Origin of the sequence: Mesorhizobium sp. B2-2-4 (assembly GCF_006442375.1) — a bacterium.
In the GTDB taxonomy this organism is placed as follows: domain Bacteria; phylum Pseudomonadota; class Alphaproteobacteria; order Rhizobiales; family Rhizobiaceae; genus Mesorhizobium.
The window spans coordinates 318,768-339,396 of record NZ_VFWB01000004.1 but is presented as its reverse complement, the minus strand read 5'-3'; the positions used below and the strand labels follow the sequence as shown (position 1 = coordinate 339,396).

The following is a 20,629-nucleotide window of genomic DNA, read 5'->3' as shown; positions in this document are numbered from 1 at the left end:
CTATCGCCTCTCGCTACGGCGATCGAACGTCTGAGATATCCTGCTGTAGAAGCAGACGCCTTTCTACGACGGCTGGCAAATGCAGGATATATCGAGTGGGCTTGGAACGACCTAGAAAGCAACGACTGGATCCTGACAGAACACGGTCGTCGGCTCGCCGCGGATGATCTTGGCCCAAGATTACCTGGCGCTCTTGCGCTTGGGGACGAGACTGCATGGAATTGTTCCGCGTGCTCATGTGTTCTTTACCGCCATGGCGCCAGCAAGCCGCAGCCCACCTGTCCTGCCGGATTAAGGCTGCCATTGCCTATTCGAAGCTGTGTGGTGTCGGAAACTAATCGAACTGAGAGGTTCGCGGTGTCTGAGCGCAGACGGCGCGTGACCCTCGTCACCACCGGCCGCTCCCCACAAAGATGAATACGCCGCACCGCATCATCATCGCCTCCCCAGATTCTCACAAAGCGCATAATGGTAAGATCTTCTTGAGAATCAATGACCTGTTCAGCAAATTCAAGCTGGCGCGGGAGATTGTGGCGAATGGGCCACAGTTGATGTCCACTAAAAGCTGAATAAGGACACGAAATGCCCCTTGGAACCAAGTGTATCTACATTAGTTACAACTAATGTTGAGACGCATTAGTTCTTCCTTGGATGGGGTAGAGCCCGCATAAAGGCCAAACACGGCCTGCTCTGCGTCCGCCACCTACCCCTGCCTGCGACCCAACCCAACTACCTCCCTTTCGGCTTGCGGAGCTCGCTCCTTGGAATTGCCGGGCGGAAAATCCATTAGCTCTCCACAATATAAAATGAGGCCCGCGAGCGCCGATTACGACCTGTCGAGCTGGAAGTTCAGGGCGGGCGTGGACAAGCCTCTTGCCCAAACCGACGGCGGCGAACTGGTCGGCGGCGTCAGCCTGAACTTCGGGACCTATTCGGCGGACGTCAGCTCGCCGTCGGCCGACGGTTCGGTGGAGGGCAAGGGCTATGGCGTGGGCGGCACGCTGACTTGGTATGCAACCAACGGGTTCTATGTCGACCGACAGGCGCAGGTCACCTGGTTTGACAGCGATCTCGACTCCAATCTGGCCGGAAGAATGGCTGACAATAACAAGGGCGTGGGTTACGCGCTGAGCATCGAGGCCGGCAAGCGCATCGCCTTGACGCAGGAATGGCTCACCACGCCGCAGGCGCAGTTGATCTGCTCGGCGGTCAACTTTGACGACTTCACCGACGTGCTCGGCGCACCGGTGTCGCTAGGCTCGGTCGACAACCTGACGCCCGGCTCGGCATCACGCTCGATTGGCAGACCGAGTGGGACAACGGCGCCGGCAAGACGAACCGGTCCCATATCTACGGCATCGCCAGCCTCTATTACGGCGGCTCGAACGTGGGTGTCGGCGGCGTGAATTTCGAGAGCAAGAGCGACAATCTGTGGGACGGCATCGGTATCGGCGGCTCGATCAACTTCGACAACGACAAATACTCGATCTATGCGAAGCGCTGGCGAAAACCGCCCTTGAGAACTTCGGCGACAGCCGCTCCGTGACGGCACCGTGGGCTCCCGCATGCAGTGCTAGTCCAAGCGCTACTGGAGCATCGCCCCGTCAGACTGGCTGGCGGGTTTTTGCGTGCAGACCGGCTAGTGGTGGACGGCCTGGGCAGGCTGGCGCCCTGCCCGCGACCCGACCATGATCTTCCTTCCGCTGATTCGTAACTTTGAGGCGCAGAGCGCGGGTCGACGTCGTCCAGATCCGATCTTCGAAAATGTGCACTTGAAGGGTTGCCGATCGGGGATGCTGAGGCATATTGAAACGCGGGTTTGCGGCACAAGCCTCGCCGGGCGCGAGCCATTGAATGCGAATGCAGGATAGAACATTGCTTGACTTCGAACAGCGCCCGATCAACTCCCCTAGCAGCAGCGGTCTCCGAGACTTTTCTTAGAGCATTCGGAGCACCGAGAATGCGCGGTCGAAGCTGGATTCGGCAACTGCGGCTTGCTGATGCTCAACAGCTCAGGCAGGAAATCGCCCAGTTGGAAGGTGAGCTGGTTTCCGAGAGAGCGGCCTTGAGGCCACGAAGGCTCACCGAGCTCGGCTATCACATCCATTCCCGCAAGTGGCGACTGCACCGGCTGGAACACTGCATCTCCGCCCTGCAAGCGCCCGATCAGCAGTAGGAGAGATCGTCGGCAGCAGCAAGGGCGGAAGCCATTGCGCCAGCCTCGCGTGCAGGATCGGATTGGCGCCGCATCGCCCAGTCCCGCTGGTCCCTGAACACGTGCCTGCCCCAACGGTTGATGTCCGGAATACGACCGCTTTCCGGACATCGCCCTAAGTTGCGCCCGGATAGCGATCCGAAGAATGGTTTGTGTGCGGAAACCATGTGCGGAATTCTATTGTGCGGATAACGCTCCACCAGCCAAACCGAAAGCGCATGTAATTCGGGTTGGGACGCGACCCAGTAAGTTCGAAAAGCTTCCAGGAAGCCCAGGCAAACTGGACGCCGCGGCGGATCATGAGGTTCACGGATATCCCGGCGAACATCCGCATTGGAGCGGTCAATATCGTCGGCAGAAGAGCATCCGAGAAGGGCTGTCGGCGGCTCCGTCGTGGGAACGAAAAAAGAAGAGAAGCAGAACTTTCGTGTGCGAATTTTGCACACAAAAGCTCGTAACTAGCTGATTTTATTTACGTATCTGCCCCATCCATCATCGCCACGGGTCGCGATTTTCGACCGCACGGCATCGAACGCAACTTGCTCACGCTGCATGCCGGCGATAGCAAAAGAACGCGCCCTCAATAGTGGGTCTTGCGATGTAGCGGTCTACCGACTCGAACCCCAGATGAGCATCGCGATCAAGTTTGCACCGCGGCTAGTTCAGCCGCCCCAACGTCCTTCATAAGCCCGCGAAATTCGGGCCGATACGCAACCCAGAAAGTTCGAAAAGCTTCCACGAATCCCAGTCGATGGCCAATTGTAGACCGTCTGACGTCCGCAATGGGGCCGAAAGCAGACCGGCAGCGCAACGGCTTCGCAATCCAAACGGTGTCGCTGCAGCAGGTTGGTTTCAGCTCTCCACATCAGGACCCTTTGAGCTTTGCACCGCAATGCCACTCCAGTCCTCGGGCACTACATCAGCTATCGACTGCGAAAAGGTCCAATTGTGGCCGGCGAGGTCACGGCAGGAATATTGACGCTCGCCATAGGGATGGCTCGTTGGGCCGCTGAGAATAACTGCGCCATGCCGCGCGGCTCGGCTGTGGTGCGCGTCGACATCCTCGACGCGTACCATCACTGCGAATGGCCCACCTGTCCGCGTCAGTCCGCCAGACTTCAATTCTGTGACAACGATGGCGCCGTCTCCGAAGCCGAGCTGGGCACGGTGATTGCCGATCATCAGCCGTATTTCGAACCCGTAGGCCCCGCAAAGCCAATGGCTGGCCGTCTCGACATCGGGATACGAAAGCACCGGTATGACCGTGCTCGTGGGCATCGAGCGGTTGTCGATCATGGTCATCTCCTATGCTGCCTTGAAAGGGTTGAAGGCTCTCAGCGAAGAGCCTTCAACTATAGGGCGACCAACATTGTTGGCGAGGCCCGTTATAGGGCTGGTAGCTGTTGTCCCAGGCGCGGTAGGAGACGTAGCGCTCGTAACACCAGCGTATATGCGCTGCTTCCAGACGGACGGCGGGACGCGGCGGCAAGGGTGCGACGGACGCGGCCGCGACACCGGCGGCAAAGGCGGCGGCGGGGAACCAGTAGCCGTTGTAATAGCGATAGCCTGGTCGCACGCGCACATAGCCGCGATAGCCATTGTAGTAGTATCCGCCGCCGACGACGTAGAAGCCGCGCCGAAACCAGACCGGCGTCGGCGCTGTGGTGACCGATGCCGGGGCAGAGGTCGGCACGACCGGCAGGGCCTGGGCCGGCGAGGCCAGCACCGTAGCTCCGATCATCAAACCGCAAAACGCTGTGATTGTCCGTTTCATCTTTTCACTCCTGTGGATGGGGTCGAAGGGTTGGGATTACTGACGTCGGAGCGCCCGCAGTTCGGAGATCGAAAGCGAGCCATCGCCGTTCGTGTCCGCCTGCAGCAATCGGTCGGGAATGAAGGCGGCAAACTCGGCGCGCGAAATCTTGCCGTCGCCATTGCGGTCGATGCGGTCGGCCTGCGCCTGGAAGCCGCCGAATTGGGCGGCCTGGAAGTCACGCTTCGACTTCACCTGTTCCACCGCCGCGCGCACTTCGCCCGCGTCGAGCAAACCATTGTGGTTGGCATCCATCCGGTCGAATATGTGCGCCCGCGCGGCCTGGATTTCTCTGAATTCGAGCTTGCGGTCGCCGTTGGTGTCTATGCGCCGGAAGAGTTCCTTGGCACTGCCGTCCGCCGCACAGGCGCTTCCCGCGCCAAGCAGCAGGCCGGCAAAGGCCATGACGATCTTATTCATGCTGGTCTCCGCATTGGATCGGATGGTCCGCCGCGGACCGTCCTTGCAGAGCCTTCTACGCGGCGCCTTCCGTGCCCCTACGCGGCGCGAGGTGATTTTTTTCAAGAATGGTGCCGGCGTAACGGCCTATCCCGCCGCGACAGAGATTGGCAGGTCGGCAAAGAATCCTCCGCGTCGAGCGTAGGAGCCAGGCCGGCGCTGCGTATCGGTCAGCAGTCGCTCCCCGCGACTGGACACGAAAGGACCACCATCATGAAACGCTCTGCACTCATTGCGGGTCTGCTCATCGGGCTTACACCGCTCTTTGCGGCGCAGGCACAGGACATGCCCGGCCAGCGCATTCTGCAACGGATCGACACCAATGGCGACGGCGCCATTTCCAAGGATGAGATGACGGCCGCCCGCGAGCGCTTGTTCAGGAAGCTCGACCGCAATGGCGATGGCGTAATCGACGAGAAGGAGATGGAGAGCGCCCGCCAGGCGATCAAGGATCGCGCCGAGGTGGCACAGGCGCGGCTCGGCAGCCGCTGGCGGCGCATGGACGCCAATGGCGACGGCAAGGTCTCCGAGCAGGAATTCGTCAGCAGCATGCCTTTGTTCGACCTTGCGGACCGAGATGGTGACGGCAAGCTCTCCGCCGATGAGATCGCCTCCGTCCGCAAGCTGGTTGCCGAGCACGCCAACTGATGATCGGCAGCTATCATTCCCTTTACAAAACAAGGAGTACTACATTTTGTCTTCGGTAAAGATTCCGATGTTCTGTCTCGGTGCGATGCTTGTCTGGTCAGCAGCTTCGCCGGCTTCGGCCGAGGAGTGGCAGCGCCCGACCGCGCATGGCGGCGAGATCAGTCGCAGCGTTGGCAAGGACGGCAACGTCTACACCGGCTCGACCACCCGCACCGGTCCGAATGGCGGCACCTACACGTCGAGTTCCAAATGCGTGGGAGGCGTTGTTGACCGCTGCGCCAGAAGCTATTCTGGCACCGGGCCGAACGGGCAGACCTTTTCGGGAAAACGAGTGTCGGCGCGCGGGCCGTTCCGGGGCCGCTCGGCCGGCAGTTTCACCGGCCCGAACGGCAACACGGTCCACGGCTTCCGCCGCTGGCGGCGCTGACATCTGGTGTGATGGATTTGAATCCGAAATTCGTTTCTGTGCTCCGCCTGATCGATGCGAATTTCGGATTCGCCGAACCAGCAGTCTCGTCCGTGGATGCCCGCCGCCGTGCGACATGATGAGCCCCGTGGCGACGATGAGCTTCTGGCGCGCATCGCCGCGGGCAGCCAAAGCGCGCTGTCCGAGCTTATCGCCCGCCATGGCCGTGGGCTGCGGATATTTGCCGCGCGCTATCTCGGCAGTGCTGGCGACGCCGAGGATGTGGTGCAGGAGGTGTTCGTGACCGTCTGGAAACAGGCCGCGCGGTTCGATCCGGTCAGAGGGCGGGCTTCGACTTGGCTCTACCGGATCACTGCCAACCGGTGCATCGACCAGCGTCGACGCAGGGCGCTACGCAGTTTCATCGGGCTGGACGACATAAGGGACGAGTTAGCGTCGCCGGAGGCGGATGCCGAAGCGACGACCGCGGCGCGGCAGGAATTGACGATCGTGCGTGACCGGCTCTCGCGCCTGCCGGAACGGCAGCGCATGGCGGTGCTCCTGAGGGCCGTCGGCGACCTCGACATCGCGGCGATCGCCGAGGTGATGGGCAGCAGCGTCGGCTCGGCCGAGCAATTGCTTGTCCGCGGACGGCGCGCGCTCAGGGATCATTTGGCAATGGCGGCCGTGGGCCGCGAAAGGAAGTCCTCATGACACGGGACGAATTTGAACGATGCAGGCGCCGCTTCGGCGATACCGTCGAAGCATGGCCGGCGCCTTTCCGCCAGCAGGCGCTGGCCTTGATGGCAGCGGAGCGGAATGACGATCCCGATGCCGCGCTCGACCGACTCGTGCTCGAGGCGGCGCTGACCGGTGGCGACGACCAGGAACTGGCACGCAATGTGCTGGCTCGCATCGAAGCCGGCTCGGCTGGCCCGTCCTTCCTGCCGCGCCTGCTCTTGAGTCCGACCGGGCTCGCGGCCTGCGCCGCTGCTGTGGTCGTGGCGGTGACGCTGGCCGGCTACCAGGTGGCGCGGCTGCAGGACGATCCGTCGGATACGGAGCTTCTGGCGTTGGCGTCGGGTTCGTCATTGGCCGATGGCGGTGTTGTCGCGGATGATCCGGCAGAGGAGGGCTCGCTTTGAAGCGTTCCTGGACACGGACGGCGACGCTGGTGCTGCTTGCGCTGTCGCTCGCCGTCAACTTCTTCCTGGTCGGTTATGCCATGCGCGGCCAGCGCCAGGGCGCGGCGGCGCGCGTTCTGTTGTCGGAGATTGCCAGCAGCTATCCGCCCGAGGTGAGAAAGGAGTTCCGTGGCGTGCTGCGCGACAACCGCGCGCGCACCTTCCAGGCACTGCGCGAACTGCGTGCCGCGCGCGCCAATCTGGCAGCGGCACAAACAGCCAAACCCTTTGACGAAGCGGCGGTGAAGGACGCGATGGCGGCGGTGCGCAGCGCAACGACCAACCTGCAGGCGACCATGCAGGACTATCTCCTGGCCGCGATAAAGAATGTCAACGCCAAGCCCGCCGTGGGAGGTTGAGGCGCGACGGCCCTACTGGCGGCACAATCGTCGCCGACCTATGTCGATATCCAACCGGTCTGCGATCGCGATGATGGAACAATGCGGCACGACAGGCTTGTCCTGACCTTGCTCCGGCGCGAGCTCTTGGCTGGCCTGCGCTCGATGCGCCGCCGCGACCTTGCCTGGATTGGGCTCGGCGGCGGGGTTCTGCTTGCCTATGCCATCACTGATATCGCTGTCGCTTTGCAGACGGCGGCAGCCACGCTGCGGCAGCCGCAGTCGCTGTGGACTTTTGGCTTGCCGGCGGCACTTCTCGGCCTTGGTGGTTTCGCTGGCAACGCGATCGCGAGACTTTGCCTGTCGCACGCCTTCGCGCCCTTCCTGAAGGCATTGCCGCTCTCGCTCGTGCAGCGCCGGCGCATGGCGGCGGTGGCGGCGTGTGTGCTGGGCGTTCCCATTGCCTCCGTCGTCGGGGCGACGGTGGGCCTTGGCTGTTTCGTAATTGCAAAACCACTCGCACCGGTCTGGGGGCTCGGCGCCGCGATGCTGTTTGGCGCTGGCTTCGGCGTCTCAGCCGTGCTGCGCCTGCGGAGCGCTCGCGACCTGGTCCACACCGACACCGCCGATCTGGCGGGCGATCCGGGCGGGCGTCGGCCTTGGCTCGGCGCGTTCGATCGTTTGGCGCCGGCCTGGCTCTCCAGCTGGGCCTGGGGCCAGCCGGCTAGCCATGTGCGCCCGTCCTGGCGACTGGTGGGCGCTGCCGTCTTCTTTGGTGTCGTCGCGGCCCTTTCCGCAGCCATCAGCCTCGTTCATCACGATGCCGTGCCGGCGGCCATGACCGGCCTGACCGGCGGCCTTCTCGTCTTCATGCTGAGCGCGCGCTTCCATCCGCTCGGCTCGCCGGTGCTGCGCACGGCTCCGCTCGGCTTTACCAGGGCCTGGCTGCGCCTGGCGCGGCTGCCCCTGCAATTGTCGGTAGCCTTCTTTCTCCTGCCGGCAGGCGCTGCCGTGGCGGCGGAGCCATCGGCCTGGGCGATGCCGCTCGCCAGCGGCTTCTGGCTGCTGGCGCTGAACGGCGCCTATGCGGTGTTCAGCGCCTATTTCATGACGGCGCCGTTCGTCGCCGCGCTGAGCTTCCTCAGCGCCATCGCCTACACCAGCTACGAATCGCTCGAATATGGGCGCACGGTGCTGATCGGCTTTGCCGCCCTTGTCCTGTTCCTGTGGCATCGGGCGCAACGGAGATATCGCCATGGATAGTAGCATCGATCCTGCCGAGATCCTCGCGGTTCGCGGGCTCAGCGCCGGCTATGGTGGCCGCGTAGTCGTGAGCGGGATTGATCTATCGCTCGGCCGGGGTGACATCCTTGGCCTGCTCGGCGCCAATGGTTCGGGCAAGTCCACTTTGCTCAGGGCGATCACCGGCCAGATCCGGCCGCTCGCGGGAAGCGTGGCGATCGACGGCGTCGATCTTGCCGCTGCGCCGGAGCGCGCCAAGTCCGGCTTCGGCCTCGCCATCGAGCCGCCCGACCTGCCGGGGGCGCTGACCGGCCGGCAATATCTCCAGCTCGTCGCCTCGATCCGCGGCTGTGCCGAAGATGACTGGCCCGGCGTCAATGTCGCCGAACGGCTCGGGCTCAAGCGCTGGATCGACCGGCCAATCGCCGAATATTCACTCGGTACGCGGGCCAAGATCGCCATTGCCGCGGCTCTGCTCGGTGCGCCGCCGCTGCTGATCCTCGACGAGTCCCTGAACGGCCTTGATCCGCTTGCCGCCTTCGAGGTCAAACGCATCATCCTTGCATTGGCGGCGAGCCGCCGCCGAGCCGTCATCATCTCCACCCACGTGGTCGAAGCGGTTCCCGGCCTGTGCAGCCGCGCCGTGCTTCTGGCCGAGGGCGGCATTGCCCGAGAGTGGGACGCCCGGCAGTTGGCCGAGGCCAGCCACGCGCCCGGCGCCTTTGAGCTCCACGTTATGCAGGCGCTGTCGGAACCCATGAGCTGGCAAAGGAGGTAACACGGCATATTTTGCCGAGGGGGGATGGCTTTCGGGTGACGTCTGCTTTTGGGTAATGGCAAAGACATCCCGAACCACCGGAATAAGGCGCATTGCCGACCGGCAGCCTTGGGCCAACTTGACGATCCGTAGACAGGCACACAAAGCGGATGATGTTCAGTTTATGTGACGCGGCTTAGGCGATCGACATACCGCCCGAACCTGTTGCTCGCGATAGGCTCACCCAGCGTATCGAGCCGCGGGATCACGCCGAGGCCAAGGGGGGGCGGGGCGGTAACTCAGCCATTCTGGACGTTGAACAGCCCTTAAACGCAAAAACCGCCCCGGTCAGACCGGGACGGTTATTGATTTATGATGAAAGTGGTTGCGGGGACACGATTTGAGGCTGCAAACTGCCCTGTAACTCACAAAGAAGTCGAGTTAGCAAACGAACTCCGTGGCTGCACTGTATTGACGGTATCCCTCTCCCGCTACCAAATTTCTCCAAAAAAAATCAGTGACTTACGGAGAGATATGGCGCTTGGCTGTCATAGCTTCAAAAGCACCGTATGATCCACACCACTCCTACACCATTTCCCGATCCGTTCAGCTATAGCTGCGTCGGTCAACAAAGTTGGCAGTTCGGCGTGAGCGAAACCCGCCAACGACCGTTCCGTTTGAGGTCTTTGCGCAGCCGAAAAATGCCGACGGCCACGGGACTCTAAGGCTTGCGGAAACCGCCAGGTACGCTGAGCGGCTATAAGCCTTGATCCGATTCAGGGCCGAGGTCCTGCAACATTCAACGCCACCGTCCGCACACGACAAAAGGGAGGCCCGAAGGCCTTCCTGCGTATAGCATAAGCGGTCCCGCAGCGGTGCTTACTCTAGCAGTTGCGCCATATTTGATCAGCACTGAATGTTCCCGGGGTCGGATTCGAACCGGCTATGAAGGCGAGCGCGGTCTCGAAGAAGTCGACGCGACCTAGCCTAGCGCAGGGAATTCGTCCAGCATCATCAGCGGTTGATGCTTGCGGCTCTTCTTTGGATCGCCCTCCAGGCGCTCTGGTTCCGTCGCTCCAGCGCTCCTTCGGGATCGACGCGTTGGATCGTGTCCCGCGGCGTGGTGTAGCTGGCGGCATTGGTCGCCGTGCTCTCCGGCATGGGCCGGGTTGATCAGCGCGCCACGCCTGGCAGGCTGATCATGGGATCATCGCTCATCTGGCTGATCGTTTCCAGAGTCATATATCTGGGCCCGCTGCACTGCCCATTCATCGTTCTATTCGAGCAGGATTGCGCCGTTGAGACGCTCGATCGGATTCGCCGAGTGGAGCTTGGCGCGATGTTCCTTCGGGAAGGTCATGTAGGCCAGCACGTCGAGCTCGGCGTCGTCCATGATTGTCGCCAGCTTCGGCACCTTCGGCCGGATCTGGTCGGCGACGGCGCGCCATTGTACGGACGCGGCCTCGAGCGTCTCCTGGGCGAAAGCGGTGGCGATGAAGGCTGAGACGACCCTGCGGCCACTCTTGCCGGCATGGGCCAGCACGTTCCTCATGAAGTAGACGCGGCACCTTTGCCATGTCGCGCACAGCACCTTGGTGCCGGCCGCCTTGCGCCACGGCTACGCAACCTCAAGGATCGGAAGTTCCACACCTTCGAGAAAGGCGATGCTTATCCGGCGTTGTCGAACCATATCGGGGCACCGATCAACGCAGCTCTGATTCTCGATCATTGGGATGATCTGCTCCATTTGGCGGCGTCGATCACGACGCGATCAGTGGTGCCGTCTACAATCCTGAAGAAGCTGTCAGCATCACCGAAGGAAAGCCAGCTCGCAAGGGCGCTACGGGAACTTGGCCGGATCGAGCGATCGCTGTTCATGATCGAATGGTACTCAAGTCCAGTGCTACGACGGCGTTGCCAGGCCGGCCTCAACAAGGGGTGAGGCGGCGCATAAGCTGAAGCGCGCCGTCTTCTTCCACGAGCGCGGCGAAATCCGTGACCGATCGTTCGAAAGCCAAGCCTTCCGCGCCTCCCGCCTCAACCTCGTCGTCAGCGCCATCGTCCATTGGAACACGGTCTATATTGAACGTGCCGTCACCCACTTGCGCAAAATGCGTCGCGAGATTTCCGGATCACCTGCTCAAGCACATCTCGCCGCTGAGCTGGATCATATCAATCTGACCGGCATCTACAGATGGGATAGCGATCAGCATCTGCCGGAAGGGTTCCGGTCGCTGAGACTCCCGGTTGGGCTACGGCGTGCCGCATAAGTTCTCACTCCGTTCGCTCTTAGCGCAAGAAGCCTTTATCAACCAAAGACAGCTACGGCAGATTTGATGGTGATGCCGCCATCGGGGCTTCGGCGCATCTGACGACCCGTGGCGGTGCGGAAGACATTCATCAATTGCAGCGCAGGCGGCACGCGCGACCACAAGGTTCGCACGCTCTCCCGGCCAGGCCTGGTTTTACGAATGGCGTTTCCTGTGACGACGCGTTGCGACCATCGGAAGCCTATCTCGTGGAAATACAGGTCGGCATGCTGCGGGCTGATATGATGAAAGACGCCGGCGATGGTACGGCGGACGCGGGAGTTGAAGCCCTCCACCGAATTGACGTGGACGGCGTCGCGAACATACTCGCCGCGGGAATGCTTCACGGTCTCGTGCTTGGCAAAGCTCTCACCAATGGCCATGAATGCTTTCCACTCGTCGCTCATCAAATGAACTCCGGACTCAATCTGCGCTTCAATGACGCGTTCGCTTGCCCGCACCGAGAGACCGGTCACGACCGCGGCACGCGCGTCACCGGCTGGAGTGCCAGGCATGACATCGGTCGGTCGCCGCACCATTGCCATGACTGGCGTTTTGTCCGTGTTCGCCTGGCCTTTCCGGCCGCGACCCGGAGGCGGGTCGTCAGGATTCTTTCTGGACCTTCCGCCGAGATGGAAATGGTCGATCTCTACTGTGCCGTCGAGCATGTTATCCCGCGCCACCATGAGCCGCAGTGCATGTCCCATCCGCCAGGCCGTTGGCTGGCTCACCCCGAGCGCCTCGGCCAGACGCACCGACGACAAGCCCTTGTCCGATTGCAGTAACAGCCACATCGCCTTCAGCCAAACACGCAAGGAAAGCTTCGTGGAGTGCAGAGGCGTGTGTGTCGTCACAGTGAATTGGAACCGGCAATCGCCGCTGGAACATTGATAAAGACCCGGTCGGGCGCGCCGCCTGCCCATGTCGCGGCCGGCTATCGCGATCGAGCGTTTGAAACCACAGGCTGGGCAGATCCGGCCATCCGGCCACACCATGCTTTCCAGTAACCGACGGCAATGCTGCTCATCCCGGAAGGCCACGATCATTTCTTCAACAGTCCGAATGCTGGAAAGCGCTGCAGGCATTTCAGGCATTCTCACCTCCTTCAGATCCGCCTGAAGAATCGCATGAAAAGCCATACATCACAAGGATATTGCTGTCTTTGGTTGATAAAGGCCGCGCAAGATTTTGAACTGCTTTTGTCCTGACTCCTTTGATCATCCACGAGCTTGCAACCAATTCTCTCAAATACGGCCCGCTGTCGGCCGAAACTGGGACGCTGGATGTGTCGTCCTCGGCGCAACCTGAAGGGCACCCTTTCGAGATTGGACGAAAGCTATCGAACCATCGCCGCTCGGCAATGCGTCGTCGGCAACGAAGCAGTCTCTCTTGTCCCCATCCATCCTTCATTGGTAAAGCAGATGGTGAACTTAAGTTTGGTATGCTTCGACGAGCCTGTCGTCCCAATCTGCGGAAACCAAAATGCACTCGGCCGGAATTGGCCAAAGGCGCGTGTAATGAGAACTTCTGTCTGGGCGAGCGTCAGGAGCTTGGACTGTTCACACCCGAAACTGCGGCGATCACCGCAGAGGTTACCTCGGCGGTGCTGGCGGCGCCACCAAGATCGGGGCTTAGATATTCTCCTCGACCGGTGACGGTTTCGATCGCAACCATGAGACGTCGCGACGCGGCCTGCTCACCGAGATGATCAAGCATCAGGCTTGCCGTCCAGAACGATCCAAGCGGATTAGCGACTCCCTTGCCGGTGATGTCGAAGGCCGAACCATGGATGGGTTCAAACATGGACGGATGACTGCGCGACGGATCGATGTTCGATGTCGAGCCGATGCCGAGCGACCCGCCAAGCGCTGCGGCCAGGTCAGAAAGAATGTCCGCATGGAGGTTGGTCGCTAGAACCGTGTCGATGCTGCCTGGCTTGTTGACCATGCGCTGCGTCATGGCGTCGACCAGCATCCAGTCGACCGTCAGACCGGGGTGGTCGCGAACCACTTCGCGCACGACTTCGTCCCAAAGCACCATGCCGTGGCGCTGTGCGTTCGACTTTGTCACCACCGTCAGCAGCTTGCGGGGGCGCGACATGGCAAGGTCGCAGGCAAAGCGGGCGATCCGTTCGATGCCGGTGCGTGTGAAGACGGCGACATCCATGCCGACCTCGATCGGCAGGCCGCGATGGGCGCGGCCGCCGACGCCGGCATATTCGCCTTCGCTGTTTTCACGGACGATCACCCAGTCTATCTGCTTGCCGAGTTCGGGCCGCAGCGGACCGGTCAGTCCAGGCAGCAGACGCGTCGGCCGCACATTGGCGTATTGGTCAAATCCCTGGCAGATGGCCAGACGCAAGCCCCAGAGCGTGATGTCGTCGGGGAGATTGGGATCGCCGACCGAGCCGAAATAGATCGCATCGAAGCCCTTGATCTGTTCGAGGCCATCCCGCGGCATCATGCGGCCGTTGCGGCGATAGTAGTCCGAACCCCAATCGAAGCGCTTGAAATCGAAGGCAAGGCCTGGCTCGACGGCGGCCAGGGCTTCCAGCACCTCGACGCCGGCCTCAACGACCTCCGGGCCGATACCATCGCCGCCGATGACCGCGATCTTATGCAAGGACATTTTGAGATTCCTTTTCGATGGCAGCGATGATGGCGCTGGTCATTCCTTCGGTGTTGGTGGTCCCGCGTATGTCGCCGGTGCGCGTTTCAGGCCGCGAGAGCGCGGCAATGGTGGCTTCCGCGATGATGGACGCCGCGCCGAGCGCCTCGGCAATGCCGCGGTTGTGGCCAAGCCACTCCAGCAGCATGCGGGTGGATTCGATCATCGCATAGGGATTGACGATGCCCTTGCCGGCGATATCGGGAGCAGAGCCATGCGCTGCCTGCGCCATGGCTATGTTGCCTTCACCGATGCAAAGGCCGGGCGCCATGCCGAGGCCGCCGACAAGGCCGGCGGCCTCGTCGCTCAGTATGTCGCCAAACATGTTGGTGGTGACGACGACATCGAATGTCTGGGGATCGCGCAGCAGCCGCATGGCGAAGGTGTCGACGATAACCTCATCGACCGCGACATCGGGGAACTGCTCGGCGGCCCGATAGCATTCCTCCACGAACATACCGCAGCCGAGCTTGAACACGGTGTCCTTGTGAACGATCGTCAGCTTCTTGCGCCGGGTCCTGGCAAGTTCGAGCGCGGCCCTAGCGACGCGATAGCTGCCGGCACGGGTGATGACGCGAACCGAAATGGTCGTATCGTGCGTGGGGCGAAATTCTCCGGAACCGGCAACCACATTGCGATCCGGCTGGAAACCCTCGTTGTTTTCCCGAACGATGACGAGATCGACGTCGTCGAACAGTGCGCCGAGACCGGGGAAGGAACGCGTCGGCCGTACATTGGCGAAAAGGCCAAAGTGCTTGCGCAGGATCGGATGCGGATTGATCGCGCCAGGCACTTTTGGATAGGCACGATGTCCGATCGGCCCGAGTATGAAACCATCGAGTGTCGAAAGTGTCTCGAGCGTGCCGTCGGGCATTGTCGAGCCGTGCGTGTCGAGCGCCGAGCGGCCGATCGGCATCGGTCGCCAGTCGATTTCCAGACCGCTCCGCGCGGCGGCGCTCCGTGCGATCCGCACGGCAGCAGGCACGATCTCGTGTCCGATATCGTCGCCATTGAGGATGCCGATCGTGAGATGGGCCATCGGGCCAACCTTTCTGAATGCCGGCCACGGCGCTGATGCCGCGGCGCCGTGAAGATCGGTCAGCCGGCCTTGGCGACCAGACTCATCAGCCGCTCGATGGAGGGCTGTTCTTCCAGGTCGCGCACCAGCGAGACGACCTCGTCCGCCGCCGAACGGGCAAGACGGGCGTGGGCGGCGTTGTCCCTGAACTTGTCGGCAACTTCTTCGTAGCTCATCGGATTGGCGGGACTGCCCTTGCCGAAGTCGGCCTCGCCGTGGATGACGCGGCCATCGTTGAGCGTGATGTCGATGATCGTCGTCATCTTGTGATAGCCGGCCTTTTCGGCCCTTTCGTCAACGACGAAATCGACCTTGTCGATCATCGCCTTGACATCCGCCCGCTCCGTTGTCGCATCGGTGAACTCGCCAAGCCCGGCCTTGCCGTCGAGCAAGAGGATGGCCATGCAGAACTCCATGGAGAACTTGGCCTGCAACTCGTCATGCGGATGGTGATGGATCAGAGCATTCGGCATGTTGGAATTGGTGCCGACCCGTACGTGCTTCACATCCCCGGCCTTGATGCCATTCTCGCGGATGAGACGCGCCATTTCCGTCATGCCGGGATGGGTCAACGACCCCGACGGATGAGGCTTGATCGAGATGCCCGGATTGGCGAACGTCCAGGGATCGCCGAGGCGGCCGCGGATCGCGTTCTCATCGTAACCGCCGCCGGCCGCCTGGAAGAACCCGCGGGGGGCCTCCAGTATCTTGTCGGTGGCAGTCCATCCGTGAGCGGCGAATTGTGCGGCAGCGACGCCGCTTTCCGATGCGCGCCCCGCGTGGAACGGCTTGGTCATTGTGCCGAAATTCTCGCGCAGGCCAGCAGACTGGCTGCCTGCGATCGAAAGCGCGCGAGCCGTGGTCTTGGCGTCGAACCATAGAAGCCAAGACGCGGCGGCAGCGGCGGCAAAGGTCCCGCAAGTGGCCGTCGCGTGAAATCCGGTCTGATAGTGGCGCGGCGCGATGGCCTCGGCGATCTTGCACTCGACCTCGACGCCAAGATGGTACGCCAACATCACCTGTTTGCCCGTAGCGCCCACCTGCTCACCGATAGCCAGGGCCGCCGGTAGTGCCGGCGCCGTAGGATGGGTCAGCAAGCCGTAGACACGATCCGTGGCCACGGCCAACTGGGTGTCGTCGTAATCGTCGGCGTGAATGCCGACACCATTGGCGAAGGCCGCAAAGCGGGGTGCGACCTTGCGCCCAGCGCCGATGACCGTGGCGGTACCCGGCATCAGCCCAAGCTCATCGAGATGGCGTAGGACAAGGTCGCCGCTCTGCGCGACCGAGCCGGAAAGAGCCAACCCGATGCCGTCCAATATCGACTTCTTGCCGAGGGCGACGACGTCGGCCGGCAGATCTTCCGGAGTGGCTGCTGCGACAAATTCCGCCACATAATTTGTGAGCCCTGCATGTGCGGTGTCGGGCATTGATAATCCTCTCCATCGAACGGTGTGCCGGTCCAAACCAAGTGCCGAGTTCAAGCTCGGCTCCGTTTATGGCACCGTGGTGCAGAGGAGTAGGAAGGTAGTTTTGGTAAACTGTCAACAATTTTTTGTTGACAGGCAAGCAGGTTTTTCGACGTTCGTCGGACGGCCATACCGCTGGCATGCAAATGCTACCAGCGTATATTTCCTCGACGTCGACAACAGAAATGGATGAGAGTCGCGCTGGTGGGTCAGTCGGAGCCGTGGCGCAAAGCCACACTGGCCCTGCGCGTACGCGACGTGCCGTTGACGATATGCTCCCGCCCGGCCGTGAAGGCCCGTTGCGGATCGCGGGCGGCAACAGCCTCCACTATGGCCCGATGCTCGCGGTTGGATATGTCGAGCACGTCGCCACTCGCCAACGCACGATAACGCTGGATATGGAGCTCACGGGCGAGACCGAGGTAGATTTGCGCCAGCCGTGCGTTGCCACACATCCTCGCCAGTTCGGAATGGAATTCCAGATTGACCGGATAGTACTGGCTCACCTCGCCGGTCTTGGCCAGCACGTCCATGCGATCAACGAGCGCACTCAACTCGGCAACCTCGGGGGCGGTGATCCTCTCCGCAACGCTCATGGTCATGCAGGCGAAGATGTAGGCGCGAGCCTCCGAGACATCACGGGCTTCGGCCTCGCTGAGTTCGCGCACGAAGAAGCCGCGATTGGGGATCACCTGGATGAGGCCGAGAGCGGCAAGCGCGCTGCAGGCTTCCCGGATGGGTCCCCGGCTGACCTTGAGCTGCTGGGCCAGGGCATTTTCGTTGATCCTCTCGTTGGGGGTGAATTCCCCCTCGACAATCATTCGCTCTATTTCGTGCTGCACAACATTGGCGAGGGAACGCGTGCGCAAAAAGTCGATGGGCGAAACCCCCTGCATGCTCTCGTTTTCGTTAGCCATGAGCTCGACTTCCGTTCGATGCGCCACAAGAGATGTCGCTTGCCCCCGGCCCCGATGGCCGCGAATGCTTTGCCAGCGCATTATCCACGGTTTGATCTCCTTCGTCGAATTGGATGCAAACAGCATCGACCCAAGACCATGACTGAGACATGCTTCGCGTTGTCAAGTGAAACGCCGATAATTGCTGTGGAACCAGACCGGCATCCCATCAACTGCCACTTCTCGGGGCTGTGCCGCCCAGAACCGGAACCTTGTTGGCTATGAAGACGACGGTGAACGAGACCACCAGCAGCAGAATGCCAAGCACCGAAATAGCTCCGTAGTCGCCGCTTTCGTTCAGGTCATAGATGATGACGGAGACCAGTTTGGTCTGCGCCGTCGTCAGCAGGACCGTCGCCGACAACTCCCGGATGGTGCCGATGAAGACGAAACACCAGGCCGCGATCAGGCTCGTGCGCAGCAGCGGCGCGGTGATCCGCCAGAGGGTCTTCAAGCGGGTGGCGCCGAGAATGCGGCTGGCTTCCTCCAGCTCCGGATGCACGCCATGGAAGGCCGATGACAGTTGCTGGTAGCCGGCTGGAAGCTCGATCGTCAGGAACGCGATGAGCAGTATCCAGAGCGTGCCGTAGAGGCCGAATGTCGGATTGGCATAGGCGAGGAAAAGCCCGACGCCGAGCACAATGCCCGGGATCGCAATCGGCGCGGTTGCCAGCATGCCGAGCAGCGAGGCGCCCGGCACGGCATGGCGCGCAACCAGATAGGATACGATAAGCGCTATGCCCGTCGCGATCGTTGCCGTCGCCAAGCCCAGGATCAAGGTGTTCCAGATGGCGAGCTGCGTGCTGGAGAATTCGAAAAGCACGAAATGGAAGTTGTGGAGGGTCAAGGAATTCCAGCTGAGCGGTTCGGAGATGTTGTGGGTCAGAGCCACCTTGAGCAAGGCCAGATAGGGAAACAGGATCGTCACGCAGAGGATGAACAGCACGTATGCACCCGCCAGCCATTTCCAGTTGCCCAGCTTCACACGCCGGGGGGTGCCGCTCTTGCCACCGAGCACGGTATAGCCACGCCGTCCGAGCAGCCATCTCTGCCCCCAGAGCAAGAGCATCGTCACCACAAGCAGAGGCACGGCACTCGCTGCCGCAAGGTCAAGCCGGGGAGGAAACTGGAAGAAGCTCCAGATCTTCGTAGTGAGAACGTGGAATCCCGCCGGCAGCGCCAGGATCGCCGGCGAACCGAACATGGTGAAGGCCTGGACGATGGCGACCAGAGTTCCGGCGAGCATCGCCGGCAGCACCATGGGCAACGTCACCCGCCGCAATGTGGTGCCTGGCTTGCCGCCGAGGATCGCAGATGCTTCCTCGAGATCGGAAGGCACCTTGTCGAAGGCGTTGGCAACGAGCGTGAAGACGAAGGGGAACGAATAACAGGTGATCGCGAACACCAGTCCGGTGAAGGTGTAGATGTTGAACAGAGCCTGCGATTGATCGAGGCCAAATGCCCAGCGGTAGATATTGTTGAGAATGCCGCTGTTGGGTGCGGCCAGCATCGCCCAGGCAATAGCGCCCAGGAATGGCGGCGTCACAAAGGATGCCGTCACCAGGCTGCGGACCAGGCGCTGTCCCGGCATATCAGTGCGTGCGACAAGCCAGGCCAACGGCGTGGCCACCAGGCAAGAAAACAGGCCGACACAACCGGCCATACCCAGCGATATGAGGAAGGCCCGGCGAATTGTGGCATCGGTAAAGAGGCGAGCCAGGTTCGCCAGGGTTGGTGAACCGGCCTTGTTGGTCAGGGCGTAGTATCCCAGCCAGAACAATGGCAGCAGGACCAGCACGCACAGGACGAGCGCAAGAAAAACGAAAAGCGGTGTCGACAAATCGAACCTGCCGAGGTGTCGCCTGTTGGCGGAATCGGGGGACAATGCAGCGATGGTCACCTGGTCACCTCTGGGTTGATCCGATGTCGGCGAAACATCCGCCGGACTGGCTCGGGATCTCGCGATGTCGCCGGCGGCGACATCGCCTGATCTTCCACTCCGCCGCCTAATCCGTGGGCGGCGCCGAGCCGCTTCTTAGGTGCCGAAATACTCTTCGTACTTCTGCTTGATCTCTTCCACGGCATCCCGAACGCTGGACGGATCGGAATCGAGAAGCTTGATCTGCGAGAGCGGCGTGCGGTTGGATTTCTCCTTCACATCAGGGCGAACCGAACGCAGACCACCGAAATCGTCATTCAACTGCTGTGCTTCCTGCGAGAACATGAAGGAGTAGAACAGCTTGGCTGCGCTCGGATGAGGAGCGTAAGCCAGGATCGCGGCGTTGCCATAAGCAATCGAGGTTCCCTCCGCCGGGTAGACTGCTTTGATCGGCACGCCTTTGTCCTGGAGGATGAACACGTTGTACTCGTTGCCGTCCGCTTGGATCGGACGCTCGCCCTGGGCGAGAACCTTCGGCGGCTCCGTCGAGGACTGAACCTGCATCACCCCCTGCTTGCCCAATTTCTCGAAATAGTCCCAACCGAGAAGCTGGCTAAGAGCATAGGTGGCAGTCATCACGTTGCCGCTGTAGCCGGGGTGCGACTTCACCAGCTTGTCCTTGTATTTGGGATCGAGCAGATCGGTCCAGGTCTTTGGCGCGTCCCCTTCCTTGACCATGTCGGTCCGGTAGGCGATCACCGTCAGCGTGGCGCGGAAAGCGGCGTACAGGCCATCGGGATCACGATCCCTTTCCGGCCACATCTTGGCGACATCCTCCGGAACAGCCGGCGTCAGCCAATTCTGATCCTTGAACGTCAGGAAGTGGGATGCGTCGGAGGTCTCGATGACGTCGGCATTGTGGATGCCGCTCGAATACTCCTGACCTATGCGCTGGAAGACGCGCTCCGAACCGGCCCTTTCCACGTGGACCTTGATGCCCGGATAGTGCGCCTCGAATGCGGCGCCCAGTTTCTCGGCGACCTGGACGTCGGTGGAGGTGTAGTAGACGACCGACGCTTCCTTGATCGCGGCGGCAACGAGCTCGTCGGTGACCTTGTAGGGCTCGGGCGGGGCTGCCCATGCCATCTGCCCCCATGTCAACGCCGCGAAGAGCGCGCCTGCTGCGACTTTCCTGTTGGACATTCTCTC

20 protein-coding genes and 3 pseudogenes are annotated in these 20,629 nt (G+C 61.7%); 11 read left to right on the top strand and 12 right to left on the bottom strand.

Annotated features, from left to right (window positions below):
• Positions 1-761: 761 nt before the first annotated feature.
• From FJ959_RS12640 to FJ959_RS12635, 3 genes are all read left to right on the top strand, one after another.
• Positions 762-1,406 carry an autotransporter outer membrane beta-barrel domain-containing protein gene (locus FJ959_RS12640; RefSeq protein ID WP_140581749.1) on the top strand — a complete coding sequence of 215 codons (645 nt, stop codon included), beginning with the start codon at positions 762-764 and terminating at the stop codon, positions 1,404-1,406.
• Entirely contained in the window at positions 1,403-1,546 is a 144-nt protein-coding gene (locus FJ959_RS31740) for a hypothetical protein (RefSeq protein ID WP_181171884.1), read from the top strand. Before FJ959_RS12640 ends, FJ959_RS31740 begins: the two co-directional genes overlap by 4 nt.
• 414 nt (positions 1,547-1,960) lie before the next feature.
• On the top strand, positions 1,961-2,176 hold the full coding sequence (locus tag FJ959_RS12635; protein ID WP_140581746.1) for a hypothetical protein: 216 nt from the start codon (positions 1,961-1,963) through the stop codon (positions 2,174-2,176).
• An 891-nt stretch (positions 2,177-3,067) separates the two neighbouring features.
• Here the strand turns inward: FJ959_RS12635 and FJ959_RS12630 are convergent.
• The 3 genes from FJ959_RS12630 to FJ959_RS12620 are packed head-to-tail and all read right to left on the bottom strand — an operon-like array spanning position 3,068 to position 4,448.
• Positions 3,068-3,511 carry a VOC family protein gene (locus tag FJ959_RS12630; protein WP_140581744.1) on the bottom strand — a complete coding sequence of 148 codons (444 nt, stop codon included), beginning with the start codon at positions 3,509-3,511 and terminating at the stop codon, positions 3,068-3,070.
• A 52-nt stretch (positions 3,512-3,563) separates the two neighbouring features.
• Positions 3,564-3,989, bottom strand: coding sequence for a BA14K family protein (locus FJ959_RS12625; protein WP_140581741.1), 426 nt, complete (start codon positions 3,987-3,989; stop codon positions 3,564-3,566).
• A gap of 36 nt (positions 3,990-4,025) precedes the next feature.
• Positions 4,026-4,448, bottom strand: a complete 423-nt coding sequence (locus tag FJ959_RS12620; protein WP_140581738.1) for an EF-hand domain-containing protein — start codon at positions 4,446-4,448, stop codon at positions 4,026-4,028.
• A 252-nt stretch (positions 4,449-4,700) separates the two neighbouring features.
• On the opposite strand from FJ959_RS12620, the gene FJ959_RS12615 reads away from it, so the two are divergent.
• The 7 genes from FJ959_RS12615 to FJ959_RS12585 all read left to right on the top strand — a co-directional run bounded on the left by FJ959_RS12615 (position 4,701) and on the right by FJ959_RS12585 (position 9,083).
• Complete coding sequence (locus tag FJ959_RS12615; RefSeq protein WP_140581735.1) at positions 4,701-5,135, top strand: EF-hand domain-containing protein; 435 nt, start codon at positions 4,701-4,703, stop codon at positions 5,133-5,135.
• 46 nt (positions 5,136-5,181) lie between these two features.
• The gene (locus tag FJ959_RS12610; protein ID WP_224704888.1) at positions 5,182-5,562 is read left to right on the top strand and encodes a hypothetical protein; all 381 of its coding nucleotides are present in this window, start codon (positions 5,182-5,184) and stop codon (positions 5,560-5,562) included.
• Between the two features lie 96 nt (positions 5,563-5,658).
• The gene (locus FJ959_RS12605) at positions 5,659-6,255 is read left to right on the top strand and encodes a sigma-70 family RNA polymerase sigma factor (RefSeq protein ID WP_140560074.1); all 597 of its coding nucleotides are present in this window, start codon (positions 5,659-5,661) and stop codon (positions 6,253-6,255) included.
• A complete protein-coding gene (locus tag FJ959_RS12600; RefSeq protein ID WP_140560075.1) occupies positions 6,252-6,686 on the top strand; it encodes a hypothetical protein in 435 nt (144 codons plus the stop codon). Before FJ959_RS12605 ends, FJ959_RS12600 begins: the two co-directional genes overlap by 4 nt.
• A 29-nt stretch (positions 6,687-6,715) precedes the next feature.
• Positions 6,716-7,084 (top strand): periplasmic heavy metal sensor, encoded by a 369-nt coding sequence (locus FJ959_RS12595; RefSeq protein WP_246678957.1) that lies wholly within the window; start codon positions 6,716-6,718, stop codon positions 7,082-7,084.
• A gap of 81 nt (positions 7,085-7,165) precedes the next feature.
• A complete protein-coding gene (locus FJ959_RS12590) occupies positions 7,166-8,326 on the top strand; it encodes a hypothetical protein (RefSeq protein WP_140581730.1) in 1,161 nt (386 codons plus the stop codon).
• Complete coding sequence (locus tag FJ959_RS12585) at positions 8,319-9,083, top strand: ABC transporter ATP-binding protein (RefSeq protein ID WP_140581727.1); 765 nt, start codon at positions 8,319-8,321, stop codon at positions 9,081-9,083. Before FJ959_RS12590 ends, FJ959_RS12585 begins: the two co-directional genes overlap by 8 nt.
• A gap of 917 nt (positions 9,084-10,000) precedes the next feature.
• Here FJ959_RS12585 and FJ959_RS32595 read toward each other — a convergent pair.
• Both FJ959_RS32595 and FJ959_RS12580 read right to left on the bottom strand, forming a co-directional pair.
• A pseudogene (locus FJ959_RS32595) lies at positions 10,001-10,125 on the bottom strand (type IV secretory system conjugative DNA transfer family protein); the annotation flags it as partial.
• A gap of 110 nt (positions 10,126-10,235) precedes the next feature.
• Positions 10,236-10,719: pseudogene (locus FJ959_RS12580) on the bottom strand (transposase); the annotation flags it as partial.
• Between the two features lie 3 nt (positions 10,720-10,722).
• Between FJ959_RS12580 and FJ959_RS32215 the strand changes: the two are divergent.
• Positions 10,723-11,220 (top strand): annotated as a pseudogene (locus FJ959_RS32215) (Tn3 family transposase); the annotation flags it as partial.
• Positions 11,221-11,370: 150 nt separating this feature from the next.
• On the opposite strand, the gene FJ959_RS12565 reads toward FJ959_RS32215, so the two are convergent.
• The 7 genes from FJ959_RS12565 to FJ959_RS12535 form a co-directional block, all read right to left on the bottom strand.
• Complete coding sequence (locus FJ959_RS12565; protein ID WP_140581722.1) at positions 11,371-12,465, bottom strand: IS1595 family transposase; 1,095 nt, start codon at positions 12,463-12,465, stop codon at positions 11,371-11,373.
• 448 nt (positions 12,466-12,913) lie between these two features.
• Positions 12,914-13,999, bottom strand: coding sequence for a tartrate dehydrogenase (locus tag FJ959_RS12560; protein WP_140581719.1), 1,086 nt, complete (start codon positions 13,997-13,999; stop codon positions 12,914-12,916).
• Complete coding sequence (locus FJ959_RS12555; protein WP_140560081.1) at positions 13,986-15,077, bottom strand: isocitrate/isopropylmalate family dehydrogenase; 1,092 nt, start codon at positions 15,075-15,077, stop codon at positions 13,986-13,988. Before FJ959_RS12555 ends, FJ959_RS12560 begins: the two co-directional genes overlap by 14 nt.
• Positions 15,078-15,136: 59 nt before the next feature.
• Positions 15,137-16,546, bottom strand: a complete 1,410-nt coding sequence (locus FJ959_RS12550; RefSeq protein ID WP_140581716.1) for an MmgE/PrpD family protein — start codon at positions 16,544-16,546, stop codon at positions 15,137-15,139.
• A 248-nt stretch (positions 16,547-16,794) separates the two neighbouring features.
• A complete protein-coding gene (locus tag FJ959_RS12545; RefSeq protein ID WP_181171885.1) occupies positions 16,795-17,502 on the bottom strand; it encodes an FCD domain-containing protein in 708 nt (235 codons plus the stop codon).
• Between the two features lie 208 nt (positions 17,503-17,710).
• Positions 17,711-19,441, bottom strand: coding sequence for an iron ABC transporter permease (locus FJ959_RS12540; protein ID WP_224704889.1), 1,731 nt, complete (start codon positions 19,439-19,441; stop codon positions 17,711-17,713).
• Between the two features lie 135 nt (positions 19,442-19,576).
• Positions 19,577-20,623, bottom strand: coding sequence for an extracellular solute-binding protein (locus FJ959_RS12535; protein WP_140560084.1), 1,047 nt, complete (start codon positions 20,621-20,623; stop codon positions 19,577-19,579).
• Positions 20,624-20,629: the final 6 nt, after the last annotated feature.